19 protein-coding genes are annotated in these 21,137 nt (G+C 72.5%); 5 read left to right on the top strand and 14 right to left on the bottom strand.

Translation table 11 applies throughout. The features are described from left to right. Window positions 1-58: 58 nt before the first annotated feature. The 6 genes from AAFN69_RS20390 to rsmI all read right to left on the bottom strand — a co-directional run bounded on the left by AAFN69_RS20390 (window position 59) and on the right by rsmI (window position 5,782). Window positions 59-988 carry a 4-(cytidine 5'-diphospho)-2-C-methyl-D-erythritol kinase gene (locus tag AAFN69_RS20390; protein WP_347730025.1) on the bottom strand — a complete coding sequence of 310 codons (930 nt, stop codon included), beginning with the start codon at window positions 986-988 and terminating at the stop codon, window positions 59-61. Continuing rightward, window positions 985-1,845: a 16S rRNA (adenine(1518)-N(6)/adenine(1519)-N(6))-dimethyltransferase RsmA gene (gene rsmA / locus AAFN69_RS20385; protein WP_347730024.1), complete on the bottom strand. Its 861-nt coding sequence runs from the start codon at window positions 1,843-1,845 to the stop codon at window positions 985-987. Before rsmA ends, AAFN69_RS20390 begins: the two co-directional genes overlap by 4 nt. A gap of 49 nt (window positions 1,846-1,894) precedes the next feature. Further along, window positions 1,895-2,398 (bottom strand): hypothetical protein, encoded by a 504-nt coding sequence (locus tag AAFN69_RS20380; protein WP_347730268.1) that lies wholly within the window; start codon window positions 2,396-2,398, stop codon window positions 1,895-1,897. Between the two features lie 134 nt (window positions 2,399-2,532). Beyond that, complete coding sequence (locus AAFN69_RS20375) at window positions 2,533-3,402, bottom strand: TatD family hydrolase (RefSeq protein ID WP_347730023.1); 870 nt, start codon at window positions 3,400-3,402, stop codon at window positions 2,533-2,535. Window positions 3,403-4,306: 904 nt separating this feature from the next. Then, entirely contained in the window at window positions 4,307-4,720 is a 414-nt protein-coding gene (locus AAFN69_RS20370; protein ID WP_347730022.1) for a hypothetical protein, read from the bottom strand. A 162-nt stretch (window positions 4,721-4,882) separates the two neighbouring features. After that, a complete protein-coding gene (gene rsmI, locus AAFN69_RS20365) occupies window positions 4,883-5,782 on the bottom strand; it encodes a 16S rRNA (cytidine(1402)-2'-O)-methyltransferase (protein ID WP_347730021.1) in 900 nt (299 codons plus the stop codon). Between the two features lie 196 nt (window positions 5,783-5,978). Between rsmI and AAFN69_RS20360 the strand changes: the two genes are divergently transcribed. Together AAFN69_RS20360 and AAFN69_RS20355 are read left to right on the top strand one after the other, a co-directional pair. Then, window positions 5,979-7,733: a phospholipid carrier-dependent glycosyltransferase gene (locus AAFN69_RS20360; RefSeq protein ID WP_347730020.1), complete on the top strand. Its 1,755-nt coding sequence runs from the start codon at window positions 5,979-5,981 to the stop codon at window positions 7,731-7,733. A 159-nt stretch (window positions 7,734-7,892) separates the two neighbouring features. Continuing rightward, the gene (locus AAFN69_RS20355; RefSeq protein ID WP_347730019.1) at window positions 7,893-8,246 is read left to right on the top strand and encodes a DUF805 domain-containing protein; all 354 of its coding nucleotides are present in this window, start codon (window positions 7,893-7,895) and stop codon (window positions 8,244-8,246) included. Between the two features lie 129 nt (window positions 8,247-8,375). Here the strand turns inward: AAFN69_RS20355 and AAFN69_RS20350 are convergent, their stop codons facing one another. Next, on the bottom strand, window positions 8,376-8,804 hold the full coding sequence (locus AAFN69_RS20350) for a PPOX class F420-dependent oxidoreductase (protein WP_347730018.1): 429 nt from the start codon (window positions 8,802-8,804) through the stop codon (window positions 8,376-8,378). Window positions 8,805-8,994: 190 nt separating this feature from the next. On the opposite strand from AAFN69_RS20350, the gene AAFN69_RS20345 reads away from it, so the two are divergent. Continuing rightward, window positions 8,995-10,602: a penicillin-binding transpeptidase domain-containing protein gene (locus AAFN69_RS20345; RefSeq protein ID WP_347730017.1), complete on the top strand. Its 1,608-nt coding sequence runs from the start codon at window positions 8,995-8,997 to the stop codon at window positions 10,600-10,602. A 1,091-nt stretch (window positions 10,603-11,693) separates the two neighbouring features. On the opposite strand, the gene AAFN69_RS20340 is transcribed toward AAFN69_RS20345, so the two are convergent. Both AAFN69_RS20340 and AAFN69_RS20335 read right to left on the bottom strand, forming a co-directional pair. Beyond that, complete coding sequence (locus AAFN69_RS20340; RefSeq protein ID WP_347730016.1) at window positions 11,694-12,494, bottom strand: SDR family NAD(P)-dependent oxidoreductase; 801 nt, start codon at window positions 12,492-12,494, stop codon at window positions 11,694-11,696. Further along, on the bottom strand, window positions 12,491-13,654 hold the full coding sequence (locus tag AAFN69_RS20335) for a serine hydrolase domain-containing protein (RefSeq protein ID WP_347730256.1): 1,164 nt from the start codon (window positions 13,652-13,654) through the stop codon (window positions 12,491-12,493). The genes AAFN69_RS20340 and AAFN69_RS20335 overlap by 4 nt, the downstream gene beginning before the upstream one ends. A gap of 160 nt (window positions 13,655-13,814) precedes the next feature. On the opposite strand from AAFN69_RS20335, the gene AAFN69_RS20330 reads away from it, so the two are divergent. After that, a complete protein-coding gene (locus AAFN69_RS20330; protein WP_347730015.1) occupies window positions 13,815-14,342 on the top strand; it encodes a GNAT family protein in 528 nt (175 codons plus the stop codon). A 48-nt stretch (window positions 14,343-14,390) separates the two neighbouring features. Here AAFN69_RS20330 and AAFN69_RS20325 read toward each other — a convergent pair whose 3' ends face one another. The 4 genes from AAFN69_RS20325 to AAFN69_RS20310 form a co-directional block, all read right to left on the bottom strand. Continuing rightward, entirely contained in the window at window positions 14,391-14,822 is a 432-nt protein-coding gene (locus tag AAFN69_RS20325; protein ID WP_347730014.1) for a nuclear transport factor 2 family protein, read from the bottom strand. Window positions 14,823-14,927: 105 nt separating this feature from the next. Beyond that, window positions 14,928-15,701, bottom strand: coding sequence for an ABC transporter ATP-binding protein (locus tag AAFN69_RS20320; RefSeq protein ID WP_347730013.1), 774 nt, complete (start codon window positions 15,699-15,701; stop codon window positions 14,928-14,930). Next, entirely contained in the window at window positions 15,698-16,459 is a 762-nt protein-coding gene (gene cbiQ, locus AAFN69_RS20315) for a cobalt ECF transporter T component CbiQ (protein WP_347730012.1), read from the bottom strand. The genes AAFN69_RS20320 and cbiQ overlap by 4 nt, the downstream gene beginning before the upstream one ends. A 1-nt stretch (window position 16,460) precedes the next feature. Beyond that, window positions 16,461-17,552 carry an energy-coupling factor ABC transporter permease gene (locus AAFN69_RS20310; protein WP_347730011.1) on the bottom strand — a complete coding sequence of 364 codons (1,092 nt, stop codon included), beginning with the start codon at window positions 17,550-17,552 and terminating at the stop codon, window positions 16,461-16,463. 250 nt (window positions 17,553-17,802) lie between these two features. Here AAFN69_RS20310 and AAFN69_RS20305 point away from each other — a divergent pair, with 250 nt between their 5' ends. Further along, entirely contained in the window at window positions 17,803-18,165 is a 363-nt protein-coding gene (locus tag AAFN69_RS20305; protein WP_347730010.1) for an SsgA family sporulation/cell division regulator, read from the top strand. Window positions 18,166-18,485: 320 nt separating this feature from the next. Here AAFN69_RS20305 and AAFN69_RS20300 read toward each other — a convergent pair whose 3' ends face one another. Continuing rightward, window positions 18,486-20,720 (bottom strand): MMPL family transporter, encoded by a 2,235-nt coding sequence (locus tag AAFN69_RS20300; protein ID WP_347730009.1) that lies wholly within the window; start codon window positions 20,718-20,720, stop codon window positions 18,486-18,488. Between the last annotated feature and the right edge of the window lie 417 nt (window positions 20,721-21,137).

The raw sequence follows: 21,137 nt of genomic DNA, 5'->3' as shown, positions 1-21,137 counted from the left end.
CGGTCGCCCGGACCGCACCCCGGGCAACAGCGCTCGGCTACTCAGACGGGAGTGAGTATCAGCCCCGGGCGACCACGGTCGCGCCCTCCGCCGGGGAGGAGGCGACCCGGGCCGTGCGGCAGGTGCCCGACGCCGACAGGGCCTTCGCCACACTCTCCGCACCCGCCGCGTCCCGTACCAGGAAGGCGGTCGTCGGCCCGGAGCCCGAGACCAGACCGGCGAGCGCCCCCGCCGACCGTCCCGTCTCCAGCGTCCGCGCCAGCTCCGGGCGGAGCGAGAGAGCGGCCGGCTGGAGGTCGTTCGACAGGGCGGCGGCCAGCGCGTCCGCGTCACCGGTGCGCAGGGCCTCCAGCAGGGCGGGGGAGGCGGCCGGGACCGGGGCGGCCGGGGTGAGCCGGTCGAACTCCGCGTAGACCGCCGGGGTCGAGAGCCCGCCGTCCGCGACCGCGAAGACCCAGTGGAAGACCCCGCCCACCGGCAGCACGGTCAGCCGCTCGCCCCGGCCGGTGCCCAGTGCCGCGCCGCCGACCAGGCTGAACGGCACATCGCTGCCGAGCTCGGCGCAGATGTCGAGCAGCTCGGCCCGGCTCGATCCCAGGCCCCAGAGCGCGTCGCAGGCCAGCAGCGCGGCGGCGCCGTCCGCACTGCCGCCCGCCATCCCGCCGGCGACCGGAATGTCCTTGGCGATATGGAGGTGCACATCGGGGGAGATGCCGTGGCGGGCGGCGAGCAGCTGTGCCGCGCGCGCCGCGAGATTCGTGGTGTCCAGGGGGACCCCGGCCGCGTCCGGGCCCTCGCAGCTGACGGTGAGGGAGCCGGCCGGGGTGGCCGTCACCTCGTCGAAGAGCGACACGGCGAGAAAGACATTGGCCAGGTCGTGGAAGCCGTCGGCGCGCGCGGCACCCACCGCGAGCTGCACATTGACCTTCGCCGGGACGCGGACGGTGACACCGCCGGCGGCCGGGCCCTGCCGCGTACCGGTGCTCACGCCTTGGCCTCCGCGATCCGTGCGAACTCCTCCACCGTCAGCGCCTCGCCGCGCGCCTGCGGCGAGATCCCCGCCGCCACCAGCGCCGCCTCGGCCGCCGCGGGCGAGCCCGCCCAGCCCGCGAGCGCGGCCCGCAGGGTCTTGCGGCGCTGCGCGAAGGCCGCGTCGACCACCGCGAAGACCTCCCGCTTGGTGGCGGTCGTCACCGGCGGGTCGCGGCGCACCAGCGACACCAGGCCCGAGTCCACATTCGGCGCGGGCCAGAAGACATTCCGGCCGATCGAACCGGCGCGCCTGACCTCCGCGTACCAGTTCGCCTTCACCGACGGGACTCCGTACACCTTGTTCCCCGGCCCGGCGGCGAGCCGGTCGGCGACCTCGGCCTGCACCATCACCAGCGTGCGCTCGATGGTCGGGAAGCGGTCGAGCATATGGAGCAGCACCGGTACGGCGACGTTGTACGGGAGGTTCGCGACCAGCGCGGTCGGCTGCACCCCCGGCAGCTCGTCCACCAGCATCGCGTCCGAGTGGACGAGGGTGAAGCGCGGGGCCAGCTCGGGCATCCGGGCCAGGATGGTGGCGGGCAGGGCCGCGGCGAGGGTGTCGTCGATCTCGACGGCGACGACTCCGGCCGCCGCCTCCAGCAGCGCCAGGGTCAGCGAGCCCAGCCCGGGGCCGACCTCCACGACCACGTCGTCGGCGCGGACACCGGCCGTGCGCACGATGCGGCGGACGGTGTTGGCGTCGATGACGAAGTTCTGGCCGCGCTGTTTGGTGGGGCGCACGCCAAGCGCCGCCGCCAGTTCACGGATGTCTGCGGGGCCGAGGAGTGCGTCGGAGGGCTCAGTGGTGCTCACCGATACAGCGTACGGGTGCCGCGGGGCCGCGCCCGCCCGCGCCGGAGGGTCAGGAGTCGGCGCAGCTGACCGGTGAGGGGGTGTGCGGCCCGCCGCCGGCGGTGAGGCGGGCCGATGTCTCACCGGCGACGAAGGCGGAGGTGCCGCCCACCAGGAAGGCGACGACGAGGGCGCGCGGGAGCAGCCGCCCGAGGACGGCGCGGTCCGGCCGGCCGGGTGCGGGCCGGCGGTGCCCGCCGGCCGGGTCGGGCGGTACGGGTACGGGGCGCATGGTGATCGTGGGGTGGTCCTCGGGCGGGTAAGGCTCCCGCCGCAGCAGGTCGTCCAGCGAGGTCGTGACGGAGGCCCCGGCGCGGTGCCGGCCCCGGCTCCCGGGGGAGTCGTTCCGGTCCGGGGCGCGGTGGCGCCCCGGCGGGCCGGGTTCACCGGCAGGGGCCGGGGCGGGGACACGGGCCGGAGCCGGGACACGGGTGCCACCGCCCCGGTGTCTGCCCCGCTCGCCCCGCAGGCCCGCCGGGGTGGTCACACCTGCCGCATCGGTCACACTGTTCACGACGCTCCGTAAGGTCCGGGTCCGGTCCGCCCGATGGCGCTGCGGCCCGGCACGCTATCGGAGTATCGGTGACTCTCCCAAGCGATTCGACTACTCAGCGTCGCACCGGTATCCTCCGGCGCCCTCCGGGCGGTTCAGCAGCCGAACGCCTCGGCCGTGTTCGCGGCGATCGCCGCCGCCAGGGTGTCCTCGTCCACGCCGCGCACCGCCGCCATGGCCCGGAGGGTGACCGGGATGAGATACGGGGCATTGGGGCGCCCCCGGTACGGAGCGGGGGTGAGAAACGGCGCGTCCGTCTCCACCAGGACCAGCTCGGCCGGGGCCACCGCGAGCGCGTCCCGCAGCGGCTGGGCGTTCTTGAAGGTCATATTGCCCGCGAAGGACATGTAGTAGCCGGCCGACGCGCAGATCCGGGCCATCTCGGCGTCACCGGAGAAGCAGTGGAAGACCGTGCGCTCCGGCGCGCCCTCCTCCGCGAGGACGCGCAGCACATCGGCGTGCGCGTCCCGGTCGTGGATGACGAGCGCCTTGCCGCGGCGCTTGGCGATCTCGATATGGGCGCGGAAGGAGCGTTCCTGGGCGGCGACGCCGTCCGGACCGGTGCGGAAGTAGTCCAGACCGGTCTCGCCGACCGCCCTCACCTGGGGCAGCGCCGCGAGCTCGTCGATCTCCGCGAGGGCGTCGTCGAGCGCGCCGTCGCCCCCGGCCGGCCGCTCCCCCTGCCGGGACCAGCCGTCGGGATCGCCGAGGACGATGCGCGGCGCCTCATTGGGGTGCAGCGCGACGGCCGCGTGGACGGCCTCGTGTTCGCCGGCGGTCTGCGCCGCCCAGCGGGAGCCCTTGATGTCACACCCCACCTGAACGACCGCCGTCACCCCGACGGCCGCCGCCCGCGCCAGGGCCTCCTCGACCGTGCCCTCCTGCATGTCCAGATGTGTGTGGGAATCGGTGACGGGGACACGCAGTGGTTCGGGCAGGGGCGGCGGGGCGGACTTCGAGGTCATGGCCGCGATCCTACGAGGGCGGGGGGCGTCCGGCCCCCGGGGCCGTGTGCCGGGGGCTCCACGCCGGCGCGGGCGGGGGCGCGCGGGACCCGGATGTCGCCGGAGAGCGGCGAATCGCGCGGACGGTGGGGGTACGGGGCCCGGCGGTGCGAACGGCGCACGCCCTGCCCCGCAGGAGCAAGGCGGGCGCCGCTCGCCCGGGGCGGGCGCGGCGAAGGGTCCGCGCCCCGGGGCGGAGCACCGGTTCAGCCGACCCGCTGAACCGGCGTCCGCGGGCATCACGCGGGAGACCGGCCGCGCGGCGGGAGCCGCGGGGGCCGATGCCGGTACGGACACTCGGGTACGGGCACCACCGGGCCGGGGTCCCACCCGCCGGCACCGGTGGCCTCACCGGGCGTCACCGGTGCGGACGCCGCCCGCCCGGTGGAGCACGGCACGCAGAGCGCCGGCACCGCCCCGGTCGGTACGCCGATCCGGCACGGACACCGCCCGTCCCGGCCCACACCGGCACGGAGAGCGACCGCGCCGCCATGAGCGGTGGCCGATCCGGCCCCACCCCGGCCGGAAGGCAGGCCCCCACCCTGATGGGACCGGCACGGACAGCGACCGGGCGGATCGCCCCGGCGCACCGGCCGCGTCACCGGTCCGGACGCCATCCGGCCCGCGGAACACGGCTCGGACCGGCCCGCGGGGGCCACCCAGCCCCGTAACCGCCTGTCCGACCGCACCACCCCTGCGGCCGGGCCCGGTGCACGAGTCCCGGCGGCTCAGCCCCGCCCGTACCGCCCGTACCGCCCGTACCGCCCGGCCCGTACCGCCGCGCGGAACCCGCGCGGACCGGCGGGTCCGGCGGCGGGTGCGCGCGGGGCGCGGCCCATGGGCGGCCGACGGCGCCCGGGGCGGCTCAGCGGCGGTGGAAGGGGTGGAGCAGGTCGGAGAGGTGCCAGTGGTGCTTCCCGGGCGCCGGGGCGGCGGCGGGCGGGTCACCGGCGGATTCCGTCTCACCCGCGGGCGGGGGCTTCTTCCGCCGGGCCGGCGGAACCGGGTCCTGGCCGGAGCCGCGCGCCATCAGATCCAGTACGGACGAGACCTGTCCCGCCCGCATGATCCGTACGACATGCCCGCCGCAGTTCATGCAGGTCGGGCTGGACAACGGCGAAGGCACCCGCTCTCCGTCCGCCCGGTAGACGACATACTGCCGGCCGGTCGGGTCCATGTGGTGCTCGATGTCGTACGCCTGCTCCCAGCCATGGCCGCAGCGCATACAAGCGAAGGCGTACGCCTCGTGAACCCTGGCGGTGCCCGCTATCTCACTCATGCCAGCTCCTCTCCACTGCCCCAGTGGACGCCCATTCCGGCGGGAGCGCATCAGCGCCTGTCGAACAATGGTGTGGTCTTGGGCAAGACCATGCCCAAGACCCTCAGGACAGGGGTCGCGCTTTGCTTTCCACGGTAGACCTTTACTGTCCGCAGGGGCCTGTCAGGCCGGGCCGGGTGCGGCTCCGGCCTCGTTCTTTGCCGCGACCACCGCATCGAACACCTCGCGCTTGGGCACACCCGCCGCCACCGCGACCGCGGCGATGGCCTCCTTGCGCCGCTCCCCCGCCTCCTCGCGCAGCCGCACCAGGCGCACCAGATCGGCCGGGGCGAGATCGCCGGGGCCGGGCGCGGGCGCGCCCTCGACCACGACGGTGATCTCGCCGCGCACCCCTTCGGCCGCCCAGGCCGCCAGCTCGCCCAGCCCGCCGCGCCTGACCTCCTCGTAGGTCTTGGTCAGCTCACGGCAGACGGCGGCCCGCCGGTCCGCGCCGAAGACCTCGGCCATCGCGGCGAGGGTGTCGTCGAGCCGGTGCGGGGCCTCGAAGTAGACGAGGGTGCGGCGCTCGTTCTCGTTCTCACGGAGCCGGGAGAGGCGTTCGCCGGCCTTGCGCGGCAGGAAACCCTCGAAGCAGAAACGGTCCACCGGGAGCCCGGAGAGCGCCAGCGCGGTCAGCACGGCGGACGGGCCCGGCACGGCGGTCACCCTGATGTCCCGCTCCACCGCAGCGGCGACCAGGCGGTATCCGGGGTCGGAGACGGACGGCATCCCGGCATCGGTGACCAGGAGCACCCGGGCGCCGCCGGTGAGCGCCTCCACCAGCTCCGGGGTGCGGGCGGACTCATTGCCCTCGAAGTAGGAGACGACCCGTCCGGTGGTGTGCACCCCGAGGGCCTGGGTGAGCCGGCGCAGCCGCCGGGTGTCCTCCGCGGCGACGACATCGGCGTTCGCCAGCTCGGCGGCGAGCCTCGGCGGGGCGTCGGCGACATCGCCGATCGGGGTGCCGGCCAGAATCAGCAGACCGGCGGGGGCGGGGGTATCACGGGGCGGCTCAGTGGTCACACCCGCCATTCTTCCAGGGCGGGGCGCCGGCCGGACACGTGCCGCGGGCGAGCCGCCCGCCGGGCTCCCCGCGCAGTTCAGCGGGGTCGCCGCGGCCGGCGGGAGGCTACGGCTGGGGCGGGCGGGGACACCGACCCGCGCTGCCGTGCCGGACGGGACGCGCCCCGTACCCGGTCCCGTTCCCTACGATGGCGCGGTGACCAGTACCGCGCCACAGCCCCTCCACGACAGGGACGCCGAAGAACAGCCCTCCGGCTGGCAGCAGCGGCTGCGCAGATTCGGCTACGCGCCTCCCTCCGTGATCGGGCTGCGGGAACGCCTGGCGCCGCCCTTCACCCGCCCCTCCGCCCGGCTGTGGCCGGTGCTCGGCATCGCCCCCGACACGGCGGAGCGGCTGCTGCGGCTCTCCGCGTGGGGCGGTCCGCTGCTGGTCGCGCTGGTGGCCGGGGTGCTCAGGTTCTGGAATCTGGGCCGGCCGGACGCGGTGATATTCGATGAGACGTACTACGCGAAGGACGCGTGGGCGCTCATCAACCAGGGGTACGAGGGCCACTGGCCCGACGACGTCAACGACAAGATCCTCAAGGATCCCTCCTCGGTCCCGATCCCGGTGGACCCCGGCTATGTGGTGCATCCCCCGGTCGGCAAGTGGATCATCGGCCTGGGCGAGAAGATGTTCGACTTCACGCCCTTCGGCTGGCGGTTCATGGTGGCGGTGCTCGGCACCCTGTCGGTGCTGATGATCTGCCGGATCGGCCGCCGGCTGTTCCGTTCCACCTTCCTGGGCTGTCTGGCGGGCCTGCTGCTCGCCGTCGACGGGCTGCACTTCGTGATGAGCCGCACCGCACTGCTCGACCTGGTGCTGATGTTCTTCGTGGTGGCCGCCTTCGGCTGTCTGCTGATCGACCGCGACCGGGCCAGGCTCCGGCTGGCCGACGCGCTGCCGGCAGACGGCGACGACCCCGGAGTGGTGCGGCCCGATGCCGGGGTCGCGGAGTCCCTGCGGCTGGGGTGGCGGCCGTGGCGGATCGCGGCCGGGGTGATGCTGGGCCTGGCGGCGGGCACCAAGTGGAACGGCCTCTATGTGATGGCGGCGTTCTGTCTGATGGCCGTGGTGTGGGACGTGGGATCCCGGCGCACGGCGGGGGCCCACCGGCCCTGGGCCGCGATGCTGCGGCGGGACGCGGTCCCGGCGTTCGTCTCCACCGTGCCGGTCGCGCTGGCGACCTACATGGTCTCGTGGACGGGGTGGTTCCGCAGCGAGAAGGGCTACTCCCGGAACTGGGCGGACGATCGCCCCGCGCAGGGCTTCGACTGGCTCCCGGGCAGTCAGTGGCTGACGGAGCTGCTCCCGGACGCGCTCCGCTCCTTCTGGCACTACGAGACCGAGGTCTTCAACTTCCATGTCGGCCTGACCTCGCACCACACCTACCAGTCGAACCCGTGGAGCTGGATCGTCATGGGCCGCCCGGTCTCGTACTACTACGAGGATCCGGTCGCGGGCCGGGACGGCTGCCCGGCGGACGCGACGGAGAAGTGCGCGAGCGAGGTACTGGCCCTGGGCACCCCGCTGCTCTGGTGGGCCGGGTGCTTCGCGATCTGTTACGTCCTGTGGCGCTGGTTCTTCCGCCGGGACTGGCGGGCGGGCGCGATCGCCTGCGGTATCGCGGCGGGATGGCTGCCCTGGTTCTTCTACCAGGAGCGCACGATCTTCGTCTTCTACGCGGTGGTCTTCGTGCCGTTCATCTGCCTGGCACTGGCGATGATGATCGGCGCGATCCTGGGGCCGCCGGGATCGGACGAGCGCCGGCGGGCGATCGGTGCCATCGGGGCGGGGGTCCTGGTCCTGCTGATCATCTGGAACTTCATCTATTTCCATCCGCTGTACACGGGGACATCAATTCCGCTGAGCGAGTGGCGCGATCGAATGTGGCTGGATACCTGGGTATAGCACCCTGACATTTCCGGGCCTTCAGCACATTCAACCTGGCTGATCCGCGATCTTGACAATCTGTCTTGACGGGAGCATCTCAACCTCATACTCTCCGGGGTCCCGCTCCGTCGAGGAGCGGGCCATGGCACATCACTGAGCCACTCCTCGGGGGACGCAATGAACTGGTACCTGAAAGTACTTCAGAACTACGTGGGATTCAGCGGGCGGGCGCGCCGGCAGGAATACTGGATGTTCACCCTCTTCAACACCATATTCTCGCTGGTGCTGGTGGGCATCGACTTCGCTCTCTGGAGCACGCCGATCCTGGCCTCGCTCTACATGGTCGCGCTCTTCCTGCCCAGCCTCGCCGTGACCGTGCGCCGGCTGCACGACACCGACAGGACCGGCTGGTGGTTCCTGATCTCCCTGGTCCCGTTCGTCGGCGGCATCATCCTGCTGGTCTTCGTCTGCCTCGGCGGCGATGACCGGCCGAACCGTTACGGCTCGGACCCGAAGCAGCTCACCCACTGAGCCCCTGAACGGCGATACCGCACGACCGCGCGCCCGGTGCCGGGAGGACCGCTCCCTCCCCCGCACCGGGCGCGCCGCCGTGTTCGCCGGGGATCACCGCGTGACGGGGTGCCGGCCCGTCCGTCCATGTCAGTCCGTCAGGCCGGAGAGCGCGATCGCCTTCCCGACCCTGATGCGCACCGTCAGCTCACCCGGGACCCCGTTGCGCGCCCCGAACTCCTCCGCCCGCTCCTCGCCCATGTAGCGGGCGGCGATCCGGGTCGCCCAGTGACGCGCCTGTTCCGGGTCCTCGCTGACCTCGGCCCGCCCCTGGAGCAGCACGAAACCGAACGGCGGCGCCTCGTCGTCGACACAGACGGAGACCCGGTCGTCCCTGATCAGATTGCGCCCCTTGACCGTTGTCGCGCCGGTGTTGAACACCAGCTCGTCACCGTCGAGAAGAAACCACACCGGGGCGATGTGCGGACTTCCATCGGCTCGTACGGTGGAGAGCTTCGCCGTACGGGTGCCCTCGGAGACGAATGTGTGCCATTCGCCCTTCGTCATCGTTTTCGCCATTGCGCCATATTCCGCCAGCCGGAGGGTGAGTACCGGTCAGGCACGCCGAGCCAATGGCATATGCGCCACGTCACGGTCCCATCACACGGGAACGACTCGCCGCCGGAGGCCGTCCCGTACAGTGCACGGAAACTTCTCGCTTGAACATGTTTCAAACGAGGGAACGGCCGGGGAGAGGATCGGAAGGCCCATGCGCAGCGGAGCGAAAGTCGCCATCGTCGGCGGGGTCTTTCTGGTGGTCGCGGGCGGGGTCGCCTACGGCGGACACCAGTTCATCGGCGGGTCGGCCGGCGCACCCGAGAAGAAGACCGGGCCGCTGAGCGCGGCCGAAGTCGACCAGGCGACCGAGGACTTCCTCACCGCCTGGGCGGCCGACAAGGGCGGCAGGGCGGCACGGCTGACCAACAACCCGGTGGAGTCCGAGCCACTGCTCGCCGCCTTCCGCACCGAGACCCGGACCACCGGGACGGTGATCACCCCGGGGACACCGGCGGGCACCACCGTGCCCTTCACGGTGAAGACGACCGTCAAGCACCCGGGCGGCAGCACGCCCTGGACGTACTCCTCCAAACTGACCGTGGTGCGCGGGAAGACCACCGGACGGCCGCTGGTCGAGTGGAAGCCGGCCGTGGTGCACCCCGAGCTGACGGACACGACCACCCTCGGGGTGGACGAGTCGCATGCGCCGGGAATGAAGCTGACCGACCACCGGGGCCGGAGCCTGACCGGGGCGAAGTACCCCTCGCTCGCACCGATACTGGGCAGCCTCCGGGAGAAGTACGCCGGCCTCGCGGGCGGGACACCGGGCACCGCCATCGTGCTCGAATCCACTCAGGAGGGCGTGGCCTCCAAGACCCTCCTCACCCTGAACGAGGGCACCCCCGGCACCCTGCGGACCACGCTGGACGCCGATGTCCAGGCAGCGGCCGAAGAGGCCGTGCGCGAGCGGGGGCAGGCATCGGCGGTGGCGATCAAGCCGAGCACCGGCGAGATCCGCGCCGTCGCCAACAGCCCGGCGGGCGGCTTCAACACGGCGATGTCCGGCGCCCAGGCGCCGGGCTCCACGATGAAGATCGTGACCGCGGCGATGATGCTGGACCAGGGCCTCGTCCAGGGACCGGGCTCCAAGGTCGAGTGCCCCGCCGAGGTGAGCTGGCTGGGGGCGAAGTTCGAGAACCTGGAACGCTTCTCGCTCACCGGCCCCACCTTCAAGGAAAGCTTCCTGCGCTCCTGCAACACCACTTTCATCAAGCCGGTGAAGCCGCTGGGCGACAAGTCGGGCACGGTACTGGGCGCGACGGCGGAGAAGTACTTCGGCATCGGGCTCTCCTGGACCACGGGCGTCCCCAGCCACGACGGCAAGGTGCCGCAGTCGGCGGGCACCGAGACCGCCGCGTCGTACATCGGCCAGGGCAAGATCACCATGAACGCGCTCACGGTGGCGTCGCTCTCCGCCACCGTGAAGAACGGCGCCTTCAAGCAGCCGTTCATCGTTCCGCGCTCGATCGACAAGCGCCCACTGGCGAGCGCGGACGCGCTGCCGCCCGGGATCGCCTCGGCGCTGCGGGAGATGATGAACGCGACGGCGGTCAGCGGCTCCGGCCAGGCGTCGATGGCGTCGGTGAGCGGGGACAAGGGCGCGAAGACCGGTTCGGCGGAGGTCGACGGCCAGGGCAAGTCCAACAGCTGGTTCACGGGTTACGCGGACGATCTGGCCGCGGCGGCGGTGGTGCAGTCGGGCGGACGGGGCGGGGAGTCGGCGGGGCCGGTGGTGGCCCGCGTCCTGAACGCCCGCTGACCCTTCCTCCCCGGGCCTCCGCCCCGGGCCCGGGCACGTCTGCCTCCGGCGGGGCGGAGTGTTGTGCGCCCTCGCCCCGGGGTGCGGGCCCTCCCCGGGGCTCCGCCCCGGACCCGGCGCCTCAAACGCCGGCGAGGCTGAATTTTGCTCGCCCTCGTTCGCGGGCGCGAGTTGGCGTGGGGGCGGTGTCGCATCGTCGCCTGTGTTGTTCGGGTCGCCCGTGGTGCGGGTCCCTTTCCCGGGGCTCCGCCCCGAGCCCGGCGCCTCAAACGCCGGCGGGGCTTGATTTTGCTCGCCCTTGTTCGCTGTTGCGGGTCGGTGCGTGGGCGGTGTCGCGTCCTCGCCCGTGTTGTTCGGGGTCCCGGGGTGTGGGGCTCTTCTTGTGCGCCTCGCGCCCTGTGTTGTTCGGGTTATCCGGGGTGCGGGCCTACAGACGCCTTCGGCGCCTTGCAGTGCCTCGGGGTCTTGTTCCGTTCACTCCCCTCCGGTGCGCGGGTACGGGGCGGGACACCTTCGCATTGGTTCGGCCCGGGGGTCCTCCGGGCTCGACTCCTCAGAGCCGGCGGAAACCGGCCCGCTTGTATCGCGTACCCGGGTCTTACCGCCGGCTCTTCCGGGGACGACCCTGCACACCCCCTCCACGGGCGTCGCCCGATAAGCGGCCCCCCACCGCCCCCGGGCTTGTTCTGGTGCGGGAGCGCCCGCCCAGAAGCACCCGCCCACTCTGACGCCCATCACCCACTCACCCCTGGGTGACGTTCCGGAGCGGGGTTCCCGGCCTTGTGAAACCGTCTCGGGACGCACGGGCACCCTCACAACGGTCATCACGCACTGGGCTTACTCGCGGAAGGGGGGACGCGCAGGAGCGGTACTGGGGCGTCAAGCGTGATTTGTGGCGCAAAGGAGAAAGACCAAAACAAGGGCGGTACATGCGCCGTAAATCATGCAGCCCCAGTGCCGAACCGGAGCGGCACCCAACCCGCACCAACAAGCACCCGGCCCGAGCAAACGGGCAACCCGCACACCCAAGCCCCGCCGGCGATTGAGGCGCCGGGCCCAGGGCGGAGCCCCGGAAACGCACCCCCACAAGATCAGCCCCCCGCACCCGACTCCGCCGCCGCGATCAACGCGGGAAAGTGGCGGTTCACGGCCAGCAGCCCGCCGTCCACCCGCAGCGTCGCCCCCGTGATCCACCCCGCGTCCGCCGACGCCAGAAATGCCACCGCCCCGGCGATGTCCTCCGGTTCGCCCACCCGGCCGAGGGGATACGCGCCGCGGCCGAGGGCTTCCAGGACCGGGTCCTTGCCCGCCCACGCGGAGGTGCGGATCGTACCGGGGTTGATCTGGTTGACGCGGACGCCGCGGGCCGCCGCGTCACCCGCCAGGGTGCGGGTGAAGGAGGCCAGGCCCGCCTTGGCCGCGCTGTACGCGTGGTTGCCGAAGTCGGCCTCCGCGTTGACCGAGCCGATGTTGACGACCGCGCCCCGGCCCGACCGGGCCAGCAGCGGCATCGCGGCGCGGGCGCAGCGGAAGGCGCCGGTCAGGACGACGTCCAGGTCGCGGTTCCAGAGCTCGTCGGACTGGTCTTCCAGAAGGGGCGCGTCCTCGCTGCACGCGAAGGCGTTGTTGACGAGGACGTCCAGCGTGCCGAAGCGCTCGGCCGCGTACGCCACCGCCGCTTCCACCTGTGCCCGGTCGGTCACATCGCAGCGGATGGACTCCGCGCCCTCGATGTCCTCGGCCGTCCGGCGGCCGGCCTCCTCGTCCAGGTCGGCGATCAGCACGCGCGCGCCCTCCGCGGCGAGCCGCCGGGTCACCGCCTCGCCGATGCCCCGGGCGCCGCCGGTGACCAGTGCGCCATACCCCTCGAAACGTCTCAACCCATATGTCATAGCGCAGAACGTACCGCTCTGACCAGCGCTTGAGCACGGGGGTCGGCGGTAACTCCCTTGCGTAGTCCATTGGTCACATAGCCGAACGCGATCCCCGATTCGGGGTCGGCGAGGCCGAGTGAGCCGCCCCGGCCGGGGTGGCCGAAGGAGCCGGGGCCCAGCATGGGCGCGGCGGGGCCGTGGAGCATGAAGCCGAGGCTGTAGCGGGTGGGCACGATCAGTACCCGGTCGGGTCCGGCCGATTCCTCGGTGCGGGCCTGGGCGAGGGTCGCGGGGGCGAAGAGGCGGGGGCCGCCGTCGACGGGGCCCATGGTCGCGGCGTAGAAGCGGGCGAGCGCGCGGGCGGTGGAGATGCCGCCGGAGGCGGGGAGTTCGGCGGCGCGGTAGGCGGGGTCGTTCTCGTCGGGGAGCGGGTCGATGGCGCCGAAGGCCCGGCGGGTGAGGGAGCCGGGGGTGCGGTAGGCGTCGGCGACGGAGCGTTTGGCGCGGAGCCGCAGGCCGCCGCCCTGGGCGGTGGGGGGTTCGGCGACCGGGCCGATGCGGCCGACCCGGTGGGCCTCCTCGGGCGGGAGGCCGATCCAGAAGTCCAGGCCGAGCGGGCGGGCGATCTCCTCGGCGACCCAGCGGCCGATGGTGCGCCCGGTGACCCGGCGGACCAGTTCGGCGGTGAGCCAGCTGTAGGTCTGGGCGTGGTAGCCGTGATCGGTGCCGGGTTCCCACTCGGGGCGCTGCGCGGCGACCGCGGCGGGCCCGCTGACCGAGTCGATCGCCTCGGCGGGGGTGAGCGGCCGGTCGAGCGCGGGGAGTCCGGCGCGGTGGGCGAGCAATTGCCGTACGAGGACGCGGTCTTTGCCGCCGGCCTTGAATTCGGGCCAGTAGGTGCCGACGGGGGCGTCCAGGTCGATCTGGCCGCGCTGGTGGAGGAGGAGGACGACGGCCGCGGCGACGCCTTTGGTGACCGAGCGGACGATCTGCGCGGTGTCGACGGCCCAGGGTTCGGTGCCGTCCGTATCCCGGGTGCCCGCCCACAGGTCGACCACTTTCCGCCCGTGCCGGTAGACGGCGACCGCGGCGCCCTGCTCGCCGCGCTGCTCGAAGTTGCGTACGAACGCTTCCGCGACCGGTTCGAAACCCGCTGCCAGCGTGCCCTGGACGTCCACTGTGCGCACTCTCCCGCTCTGTCGGTCCCCTCCATGGTGCAACGACGGCTCCGGAACGTTCCTTCCGGGGCGTCCCGTTCGACAATCGGATGGAACGGGTGGTGTGTGACGTGTTATCACTGGCGGGCCGGACAGATGGCGGTCAGCGAGGGGGAAGAGCGTGCGCGGGGAGCTCATACGGCTGCGGGCGATGACGGAGTCGGACGGGGCGGCGCTCTGGCGCTGGAACCACGATCCCGAGGTCATGCGGTGGATGGACGACGGCTATCCGCAGACCGAGGCGCGGGTGCGCGCCTCTCTGGCGGAGCGTCCGCGCAATGCCCATGGCGACGTTCTGTTCGGGATCGAGACGGCCGGGCCGGAGGGGACGCTCATCGGGCTGGTCCGGCTGCACGGCGCCACGCCGGAGACGGGCTGCGCGGAGCTGGACATCTATCTGGGCGAGAAGGAGTACTGGGGGCGGGGTTACGCCACCGACGCGATGCGCACCGCCTGCCGTTACGGCTTCGACGACATGCGGCTGCACAAGATCTCGCTGACCGTGGCGACCGAGAACCACGCCGCCCGCCGGGTCTACGAGAAGGTCGGCTTCGTGGAGGAGGGCCGGCTGCGCCAGGTCTTCCGGCGCGACGGGCAGTGGTACGACATGTTCACGATGGGCCTGCTGGCGGACGAGCTGCGCCGCTGAGCGCGGTGTCCCGGCCCCCGCGCGGGGGCCGGGGCACCGGCCGGGACGCTAGAGGTTGTCGCCCCAGCCGCCCTGGATCATCGTCTGGAACGCCCAGACCCCGTCCCGGCGGAGCAGGATGTCGGCGTACCGCAGGCGCCGGGTCTCGCCGCCGGCCGTCATCACCGAGTCGGTGAAGACCACGGCCATGGCGGCGGAGAGGAAGACCGGGGTCCGCTCGGACTCGAAGGTGATGTCCTGGTCGCCCTCCCCCATCACCTGGGTCATGGTCTCGACGAACCGCTCCCGGTCCCACTGTGCCGACCGGCCGTTCCCGGCGGAGTCGTCACTGACCAGATTGAGCGGGAAGACCGCCATGTCGGCCATCCGCTCGATCCGGCGCGCCCCGCCGGCCTCGTCGTAGGCGGCGAACCAGGCGTCCAGGCTCTTCCGGTCCTCGGCGGTGGGGGTGTATCCGGTGTCGGGCAGAACCACGGGCATTCGCGCTCCTCGCATCAGGCCGTTGCATCCATAGAGCCATTCCATGTAGTCAAGCTTGACTACATGGAGGAGAGTATGCCAATCCCTGCCACTAGTCAAACTTAATTAGCGCGATTCGCGGACCGCGGCGGCCGGATCGAAGCCGAACGGCAGCTCCAGCCGGTGCGCGCGCATCAGCTCCGTGTCCGCCAGCACCCCGGCGGTGGGGCCGTCCGCCGCGATCACCCCCTCGCTCAGGATCACCGAGCGGGGGCAGAGCTCCAGCGCGTACGGCAGATCGTGCGTCACCATCAGCACGGTGACATCCAGCGACCGCAGGATGTCGGCGAGTTCGCGCCGGGACGCCGGATCGAGATTGGACGAGGGCTCGTCCAGCACCAGGATCTCCGGCTCCATGACGAGCACGGTCGCCACCGCCACCCGGCGGCGCTGCCCGAAGGAGAGATGGTGCGGGGGCCGGTCCGCGTATCCGGCCATGCCCACCCGCGCCAGCGCCCGCTCGACCCGGCCGTCCAGCTCCGCGCCGCGCACCCCCGCGGCGGCCGGGCCGAAGGCGACGTCCTCGCGGACGGTCGGCATGAAGAGCTGGTCGTCCGGGTCCTGGAAGACGATCCCGACCCGGCGGCGGATCTCCGCCAGATGCTCCCGGACCACCGGCAGACCCGCGACGGCGACGGTGCCGAGGCCGCCGCCGAGGATGCCGTTGAGATGGAGGACGAGCGTGGTCTTGCCCGCGCCGTTGGGGCCGAGCAGCGCCACCCGTTCACCCCGGCCGACCCTCAGATCGACCCCGAAGAGGGCCTGGTGCCCGTCCGGGTAGGCGTACGCCAGCCCGCGCACCACCAGCGAGTCGGCGCCGGCCGCCGGGGCGGCCGTCACAGTGTCCGCCCCAGCAGGGCGACGGCGAGCGCCGCGGCCGGGAGGGCGGCGGCCCGCGCCCACTGCGCCCGGGTCGCGGCGGTGGCGCCGATGGCCGGCATCGTGCCGGTGTAGCCCCTGCTGACCATGGCCAGATGCACCCGCTCACCCCGTTCGTAACTGCGAATGAAGAGCGCTCCGGCGGACTTCGCCAGCACCCCCCACTGCCGTACTCCCCGGGCCTCGAACCCCCGCGATCTGCGGGCGATCGACATCCGGCGCATCTCATCGGCGATCACATCGCCATAGCGGACCATGAAGGAGGCGATCTGCACCAGCAGCGGCGGAAGGCGCAGCCGCTCAAGGCCCAGCAGCAGGGCGCGAATCTCGGTGGTGGCGGCGAGGAGTACGGAGGCGGCGACGCCGAGCGTGCCCTTGGCGAGGATGTTCCAGGCGCCCCAGAGGCCCGGGACGCTCAGCTGGACGCCGAGAACGGCGGTCCGCTCCCCCGGCACCACGAAGGGCATCAGCAGCGCGAAGGCCACGAACGGGATCTCGACCAGCAGCCGGCACAGCAGAAACCCGGGCGGGATCCCGGCCGCCGCGGCGACGGCGGCCAGGAGCAGCGCGTACAGCCCGAAGGCCCACACCGCCTCGCGCGGGGTGGAGACCACGGCGAGGACGAAGCAGAGGACGGCGACGATCTTGCAGTGCGCGGGCAGCGCGTGCACGGGGGAGTTTCCCGGCCGGTGGAGCCGGTGACTGTGCCCGGCGCCCATGTCAGGCGTTGTCCGCCGGTACGGGCGCGTCCCCGCCGGACCGGCCGCGGCGGCGCCGGAGCACCGCGAGCCGGAAGATCCCGGTGCCGATGACGACCGTCGCGCCCACGCCGATGACCCCGGCGAGACCGCCCGAGATCCGGGTGTCGGTGATGGACTCGACGCCGTAGTCGGCGAGCGGTGAGCCGGCCGCGGCATGCTCCTCCGCCTTCTTGTCGAACCCCTTGTCGGCGGCGACGCGCTCCAGGCCGTCGGGGCTGGCGGAGGCGTAGAAGGAGACCCCTCCGGCGAGTACGAGCGCGGCGGCCAGGCCGGCGAGCCAGATCCGGCGCGGGGAGCGCGGCGCGGGCCCGGCGCGGTGGGGGGTGACGGCGACGAACTCCCCGCCGACCTTCAGCCGGAGGGGCTCGACGCGGTCGCGCGCCCCGTACACCAGGTCGGGACGGACGGCGAGCACCGCGCCGACGGTGACCATGGTGATCAGCGCCTCGCCGATGCCGATCAGCACATGGACGCCGACCATCGCGGCGAGCACGGTGCCGATCGGCACATCGGTGGTCCCGCCGATCGCGTAGAGCAGGGTGAAGGCGGCGGCCGAGGCCGGTACGGAGACGAGCGCGGCGGCGAAGGCGGCGCCGGTGACCGAGCTCCGGCGGCGCGGCAGTACGGCCAGCAGGGCGCGGAAGAGTCCGTAGGCGACGGCGGCGGTCACCACGCCCATGATCACGACATTGACGCCGAGGGCGGTGAGCCCGCCGTCGGCGAAGAGCAGGCCCTGCATCAGCAGGACCACGGAGACACAGAGCACCCCGGTGTACGGCCCGACCAGGATGGCGGCGAGCGCGCCGCCCAGCAGATGGCCGCTGGTCCCGGCGGCGACCGGGAAATTGAGCATCTGGACGGCGAAGACGAAGGCGGCGACCAGTCCGGCCAGCGGGGCGGTCCGCTCGGCCCCCAAAAGCTGGGCCGCCTGGCCGGGGGCCCCGGCCAGCTCGCGGCGGGCGCCGCGCAGGCTCACGGCGACCGCCCCCGCGGCGGCCACCCCCGCCGCCACCGAGACCGGTGTGTCGATGAATCCGTCGGGCACATGCATGGCGGGCTCCGCATCGGACAGATGAGACATCGGACAGATGACCGCCGGTGGGCGGCGCGCCGCCGGGCTGGTGGATCGGATGGAGCCGCCGGCCTCGCTAACCGACGATATTGAGCCTGTTGCACACCGGTTGCAAGAGCGCCGGCAGGGCAGAAAGCGGCGGGCCCGGAGGTGGGAATCGAGCAGCCTGGGCAAAATATGGGAGATTAGATAATAAAGAGGACAAAAAGGATTTGGTGAGGAGCGTTCGATGTCCGTCGCGGCGGTCGAGGAACACGCATGGGGCCGGATAGTCTCCGACGCTCCCCAGTACCGGCCGGTACGCGTGGCCCTGCGCTATGAACCGGCCGAGGATCCTCGCGCCGTGCGGTTCTCCTTCCCCGGCGGACTCCCCGGCGGGGTGGACCGGAGCTTCCCCCGGGAGCTGCTGGAGTCGGGGCTGCGCGCCCCCGTGCGCAGCGGTGATGTGGAGGTCTGGCCGTGCGGGCGGGTCCAGGCGGTGGTGGAGTTCCACACGGCGGACGGGGTGGCGGTGGTGCAGTTCGACACGAAGGCGCTGAGCCGCTTTCTGCGGCACACCTATGCCGTGGCCCCGGTGGCCACGACGGAGTAGCGGCGGGAGCGATCCGGCTCCCCCGGGGCGGGCGGGCACGGCCCCCGCGGACGGGCCGGAAGGACGAGCGCCGGCCGGCACGGACCCCGGGACCGGGCGGGCTGAGGAGATCAGCCCCCGGGACCGGACGGACCGGACGGCGCCCCCGCGCCGGTGACAACGGAACCACCCCGGGCCCCGCCCGGTGCGCACCCCCGCGCCCGGCGCGGAGAACGCCGCCGGCCGGGGACACCTCCCCCGAAGGGCGGTGTCCCCGGCCGGCGGACGGGATTCGAACGGGACGGCTGGCGGCGGGAGGATCCCCGCCGCCAGCCGCACGGTCAGGTGCGGACCAGCTCGCGGTCCTCGTCGGGGTCACCCGGGGCCGCGGACTCCGTGGCGGCCAGGTGCTTCTGGAGCTGCTCGCCCTCCACGTCCACATTCGGCAGCGCGCGGTCCAGCCAGCGCGGCAGCCACCACGCCTTGTGGCCGAGCAGCGCCAGCACCGCCGGGACGATCGCCATCCGGACGACGAAGGCGTCGAAGATGACCGCGATGGCGAGACCGAAGCCGATCATCGTGACCATCTGCTCGCCGGAGCCGATGAAGCCGGCGAAGACACCGACCATGATCAGCGCGGCGGCGGTGACCACCCGGGCGCCGTGGCGGAAGCCGGTGACGACGGCCTCGCCGGGACGCTCGCCGTGGACATACGCCTCGCGCATCCGGGTGACGAGGAAGACCTCGTAGTCCATGGCCAGACCGAAGACCACACCGACCATGAAGATCGGCATCATCGACATGATCGGGCCGGGCTGTTCGACATTGAACAGCTCGCCGAGCCAGCCCCACTGGAAGACCGCGACGACCGCGCCCAGTGCCGCGAGGACGGAGAGCAGGAAGCCGAGGGCCGCCTTGAGCGGGACCAGGATCGAGCGGAAGACCAGCACCAGCAGGAGGAAGGCGAGGCCGACGACGAGTGCCAGATACGGCACCAGGGCGTCGTTCATCCGCTGCGAGAAGTCGATGTTCATCGCGGTGGCGCCGGTGACCAGCACCTTGGCGCCGGTGTCGGTCTCGATCGCGCCGCGGGCCTCACGGATGTCGTGGACCAGGTCCTCGGTCTTGACCGAGGACGGACGGTCCTTGGGGACCACGGTGATCGTCGCGGCGTCGCCGGCCTTGTTCAGCGGCGCGGGGATCACGGCGGCGACGCCGTCGAACTTCTCCGCCCGCTTGGCGACCTCGTCGACCGCGCTCTGCGCGTTCTCGCTCTTCTTGACGTCGACGACCAGTGTCAGCGGACCGTTGAAGCCGGGGCCGAAGCCGTCGGAGAGCAGGTCGTACGCCTTGCGCGGGCTGGACTCGGGCGCCGAGGAGCCCTCGTCCGGCAGACCGAGCTGAAGGGAGCCGACGGGCACGGCGGCGATGCCGAGACCGACCACGCCCACGAGGAGCACGGCGATCGGGCGGCGCACCACGAGACGGGCCCAGCGGGTGCCCATGTTGGGCTTGTCGCTGCCGTGCGCGGTGGCGGTGCCGGCCTTGCGGGCCTTGCGGAGCTTCCGTCCCAGCGCCCGGTCCTTGGCGAAGGCGAGCAGCGCCGGGATGAGCGTGATGGCGATGACGACCGCGATCACGACGGCACCGGCGGCGGCGAAGCCCATCTTGGTGAGCATCGGGATGTTGACGACGGCGAGTCCGACGAGGGCGATGACCACGGTCAGACCGGCGAAGACGACGGCGGATCCGGCGGTGCCGGTGGCCCGGCCCACCGCTTCCTCGTGCGACTTGCCGTCCGCGAGCTCGGCCCGGAAGCGGGAGACGATGAAGAGCGCGTAGTCGATGCCGACCGCGAGGCCGATCATCGTGGCCAGCGTGCCGGTGGTGGTGCCGAGGTCGAAGACGTTCGCCAGCGCGGTGATGGAGGAGATGCCGATACCCACGCCGATGATGGCGGTGAGCAGCGGAAGTCCGGCGGCGACCAGCGAGCCGAAGGTGATGGCGAGCACGACCGCCGCGATGGCGATACCGACCATCTCGGCGGAGGACGGGTCGACCTCGGCCATCGCCGCGTCGCCGCCGATCTCGACCTGGAGGCCGGCGTCCCGCGCCTGCTCACCGGTGTCGGTCAGCGCCTCACGGGTCTTGTCGGTCAGCTCCATCGAGCTGACCTTGTAGGAGACCGAGATGTAGACAATCGTCTTGTCCTCGGAGACCGCGCCGCCGGTGTAGGGGTCGGCCACGTCGGAGACCTGGTCGGAGCCCGACTTGAGGTCGGCGACGGTCTTGTTGACCTCCGCCTTGTGCTTGGCGTCGGTCATCTTCTGGCCGTCGGGGGCCTTGAAGACGATCCGGGCGGAGGCACCGTCGGCGATGGCTCCCGGGAAGCGCTCTTCGAGAAGGTCGAACGCCTTCTGGGCCTCCGTGCCGGGTATGGAGAAACCGGGCTCCTTGGGGGTGGCCGCGGACGACGCGCCGACCCCGGCGAGCACCAGCAGCGCCACCCAGGTCAGGACGACGAGCCAGCGGCGCCGGAAGGACATCCGGCCGAGTTTGTAGAGGAACGTGGCCACGAGGGCGTACTCCCGTAAGTGAGGCGAACAACAGGACATGGGGAGTCGGCCCGACGTACGAGAGCGGCGCGCGTCAGGTTCGGATCGTGCGTTGAGCGGTGTCGTGCGTGAGCGATTCCCGCGGGTGCGGACCGGGGGTGGGGGACCCGGCTCCGGCGGAGGATCGGACTCCGTGCGGGGCGAACTCCGGGGGTGGGGAGCCCGGGTTCCGGTTCTCGTGCCGGATGCGACTCCGGACGTGATTCCGGATACGACTCCGGGCTCGGCTCCGGACATGCTTCCGGTTCAGGCGGTGAACCGGGGTCCGGTCTCCGGGCGGCGGAGATCGGGTGGGATCCGGGTGCCGCACCGGGGGCGCGCCACCGGCACCGGCCGGGAACCGGCACGACATCGGCCGCCGGGAAGCGGCGTCACGGA

Origin of the sequence: Streptomyces sp. CAU 1734 (assembly GCF_039888735.1) — a bacterium.
Lineage (GTDB): Bacteria > Actinomycetota > Actinomycetes > Streptomycetales > Streptomycetaceae > Streptomyces.
The sequence above is the reverse complement of the archived record's forward strand: the minus strand, read 5'-3'. Positions and strand labels throughout refer to the sequence as shown.

Excerpts from the sequence above, each read along its gene's own strand:
- cbiQ (WP_347730012.1), bottom strand. The coding sequence starts at position 16,459 with ATGGGCGCCGGGCACAGTCACCGGCTCCACCGGCCGGGAAACTCCCCC.
- AAFN69_RS20310 (WP_347730011.1), bottom strand. The coding sequence starts at position 17,552 with ATGCATGTGCCCGACGGATTCATCGACACACCGGTCTCGGTGGCGGCG.
- AAFN69_RS20345 (WP_347730017.1), top strand. The coding sequence starts at position 8,995 with ATGCGCAGCGGAGCGAAAGTCGCCATCGTCGGCGGGGTCTTTCTGGTG.
- AAFN69_RS20305 (WP_347730010.1), top strand. The coding sequence starts at position 17,803 with ATGTCCGTCGCGGCGGTCGAGGAACACGCATGGGGCCGGATAGTCTCC.
- AAFN69_RS20355 (WP_347730019.1), top strand. The coding sequence starts at position 7,893 with ATGAACTGGTACCTGAAAGTACTTCAGAACTACGTGGGATTCAGCGGG.
- AAFN69_RS20325 (WP_347730014.1), bottom strand. The coding sequence starts at position 14,822 with ATGCCCGTGGTTCTGCCCGACACCGGATACACCCCCACCGCCGAGGAC.
- AAFN69_RS20340 (WP_347730016.1), bottom strand. The coding sequence starts at position 12,494 with ATGACATATGGGTTGAGACGTTTCGAGGGGTATGGCGCACTGGTCACC.
- AAFN69_RS20375 (WP_347730023.1), bottom strand. The coding sequence starts at position 3,402 with ATGACCTCGAAGTCCGCCCCGCCGCCCCTGCCCGAACCACTGCGTGTC.
- AAFN69_RS20370 (WP_347730022.1), bottom strand. The coding sequence starts at position 4,720 with ATGAGTGAGATAGCGGGCACCGCCAGGGTTCACGAGGCGTACGCCTTC.
- AAFN69_RS20350 (WP_347730018.1), bottom strand. The coding sequence starts at position 8,804 with ATGGCGAAAACGATGACGAAGGGCGAATGGCACACATTCGTCTCCGAG.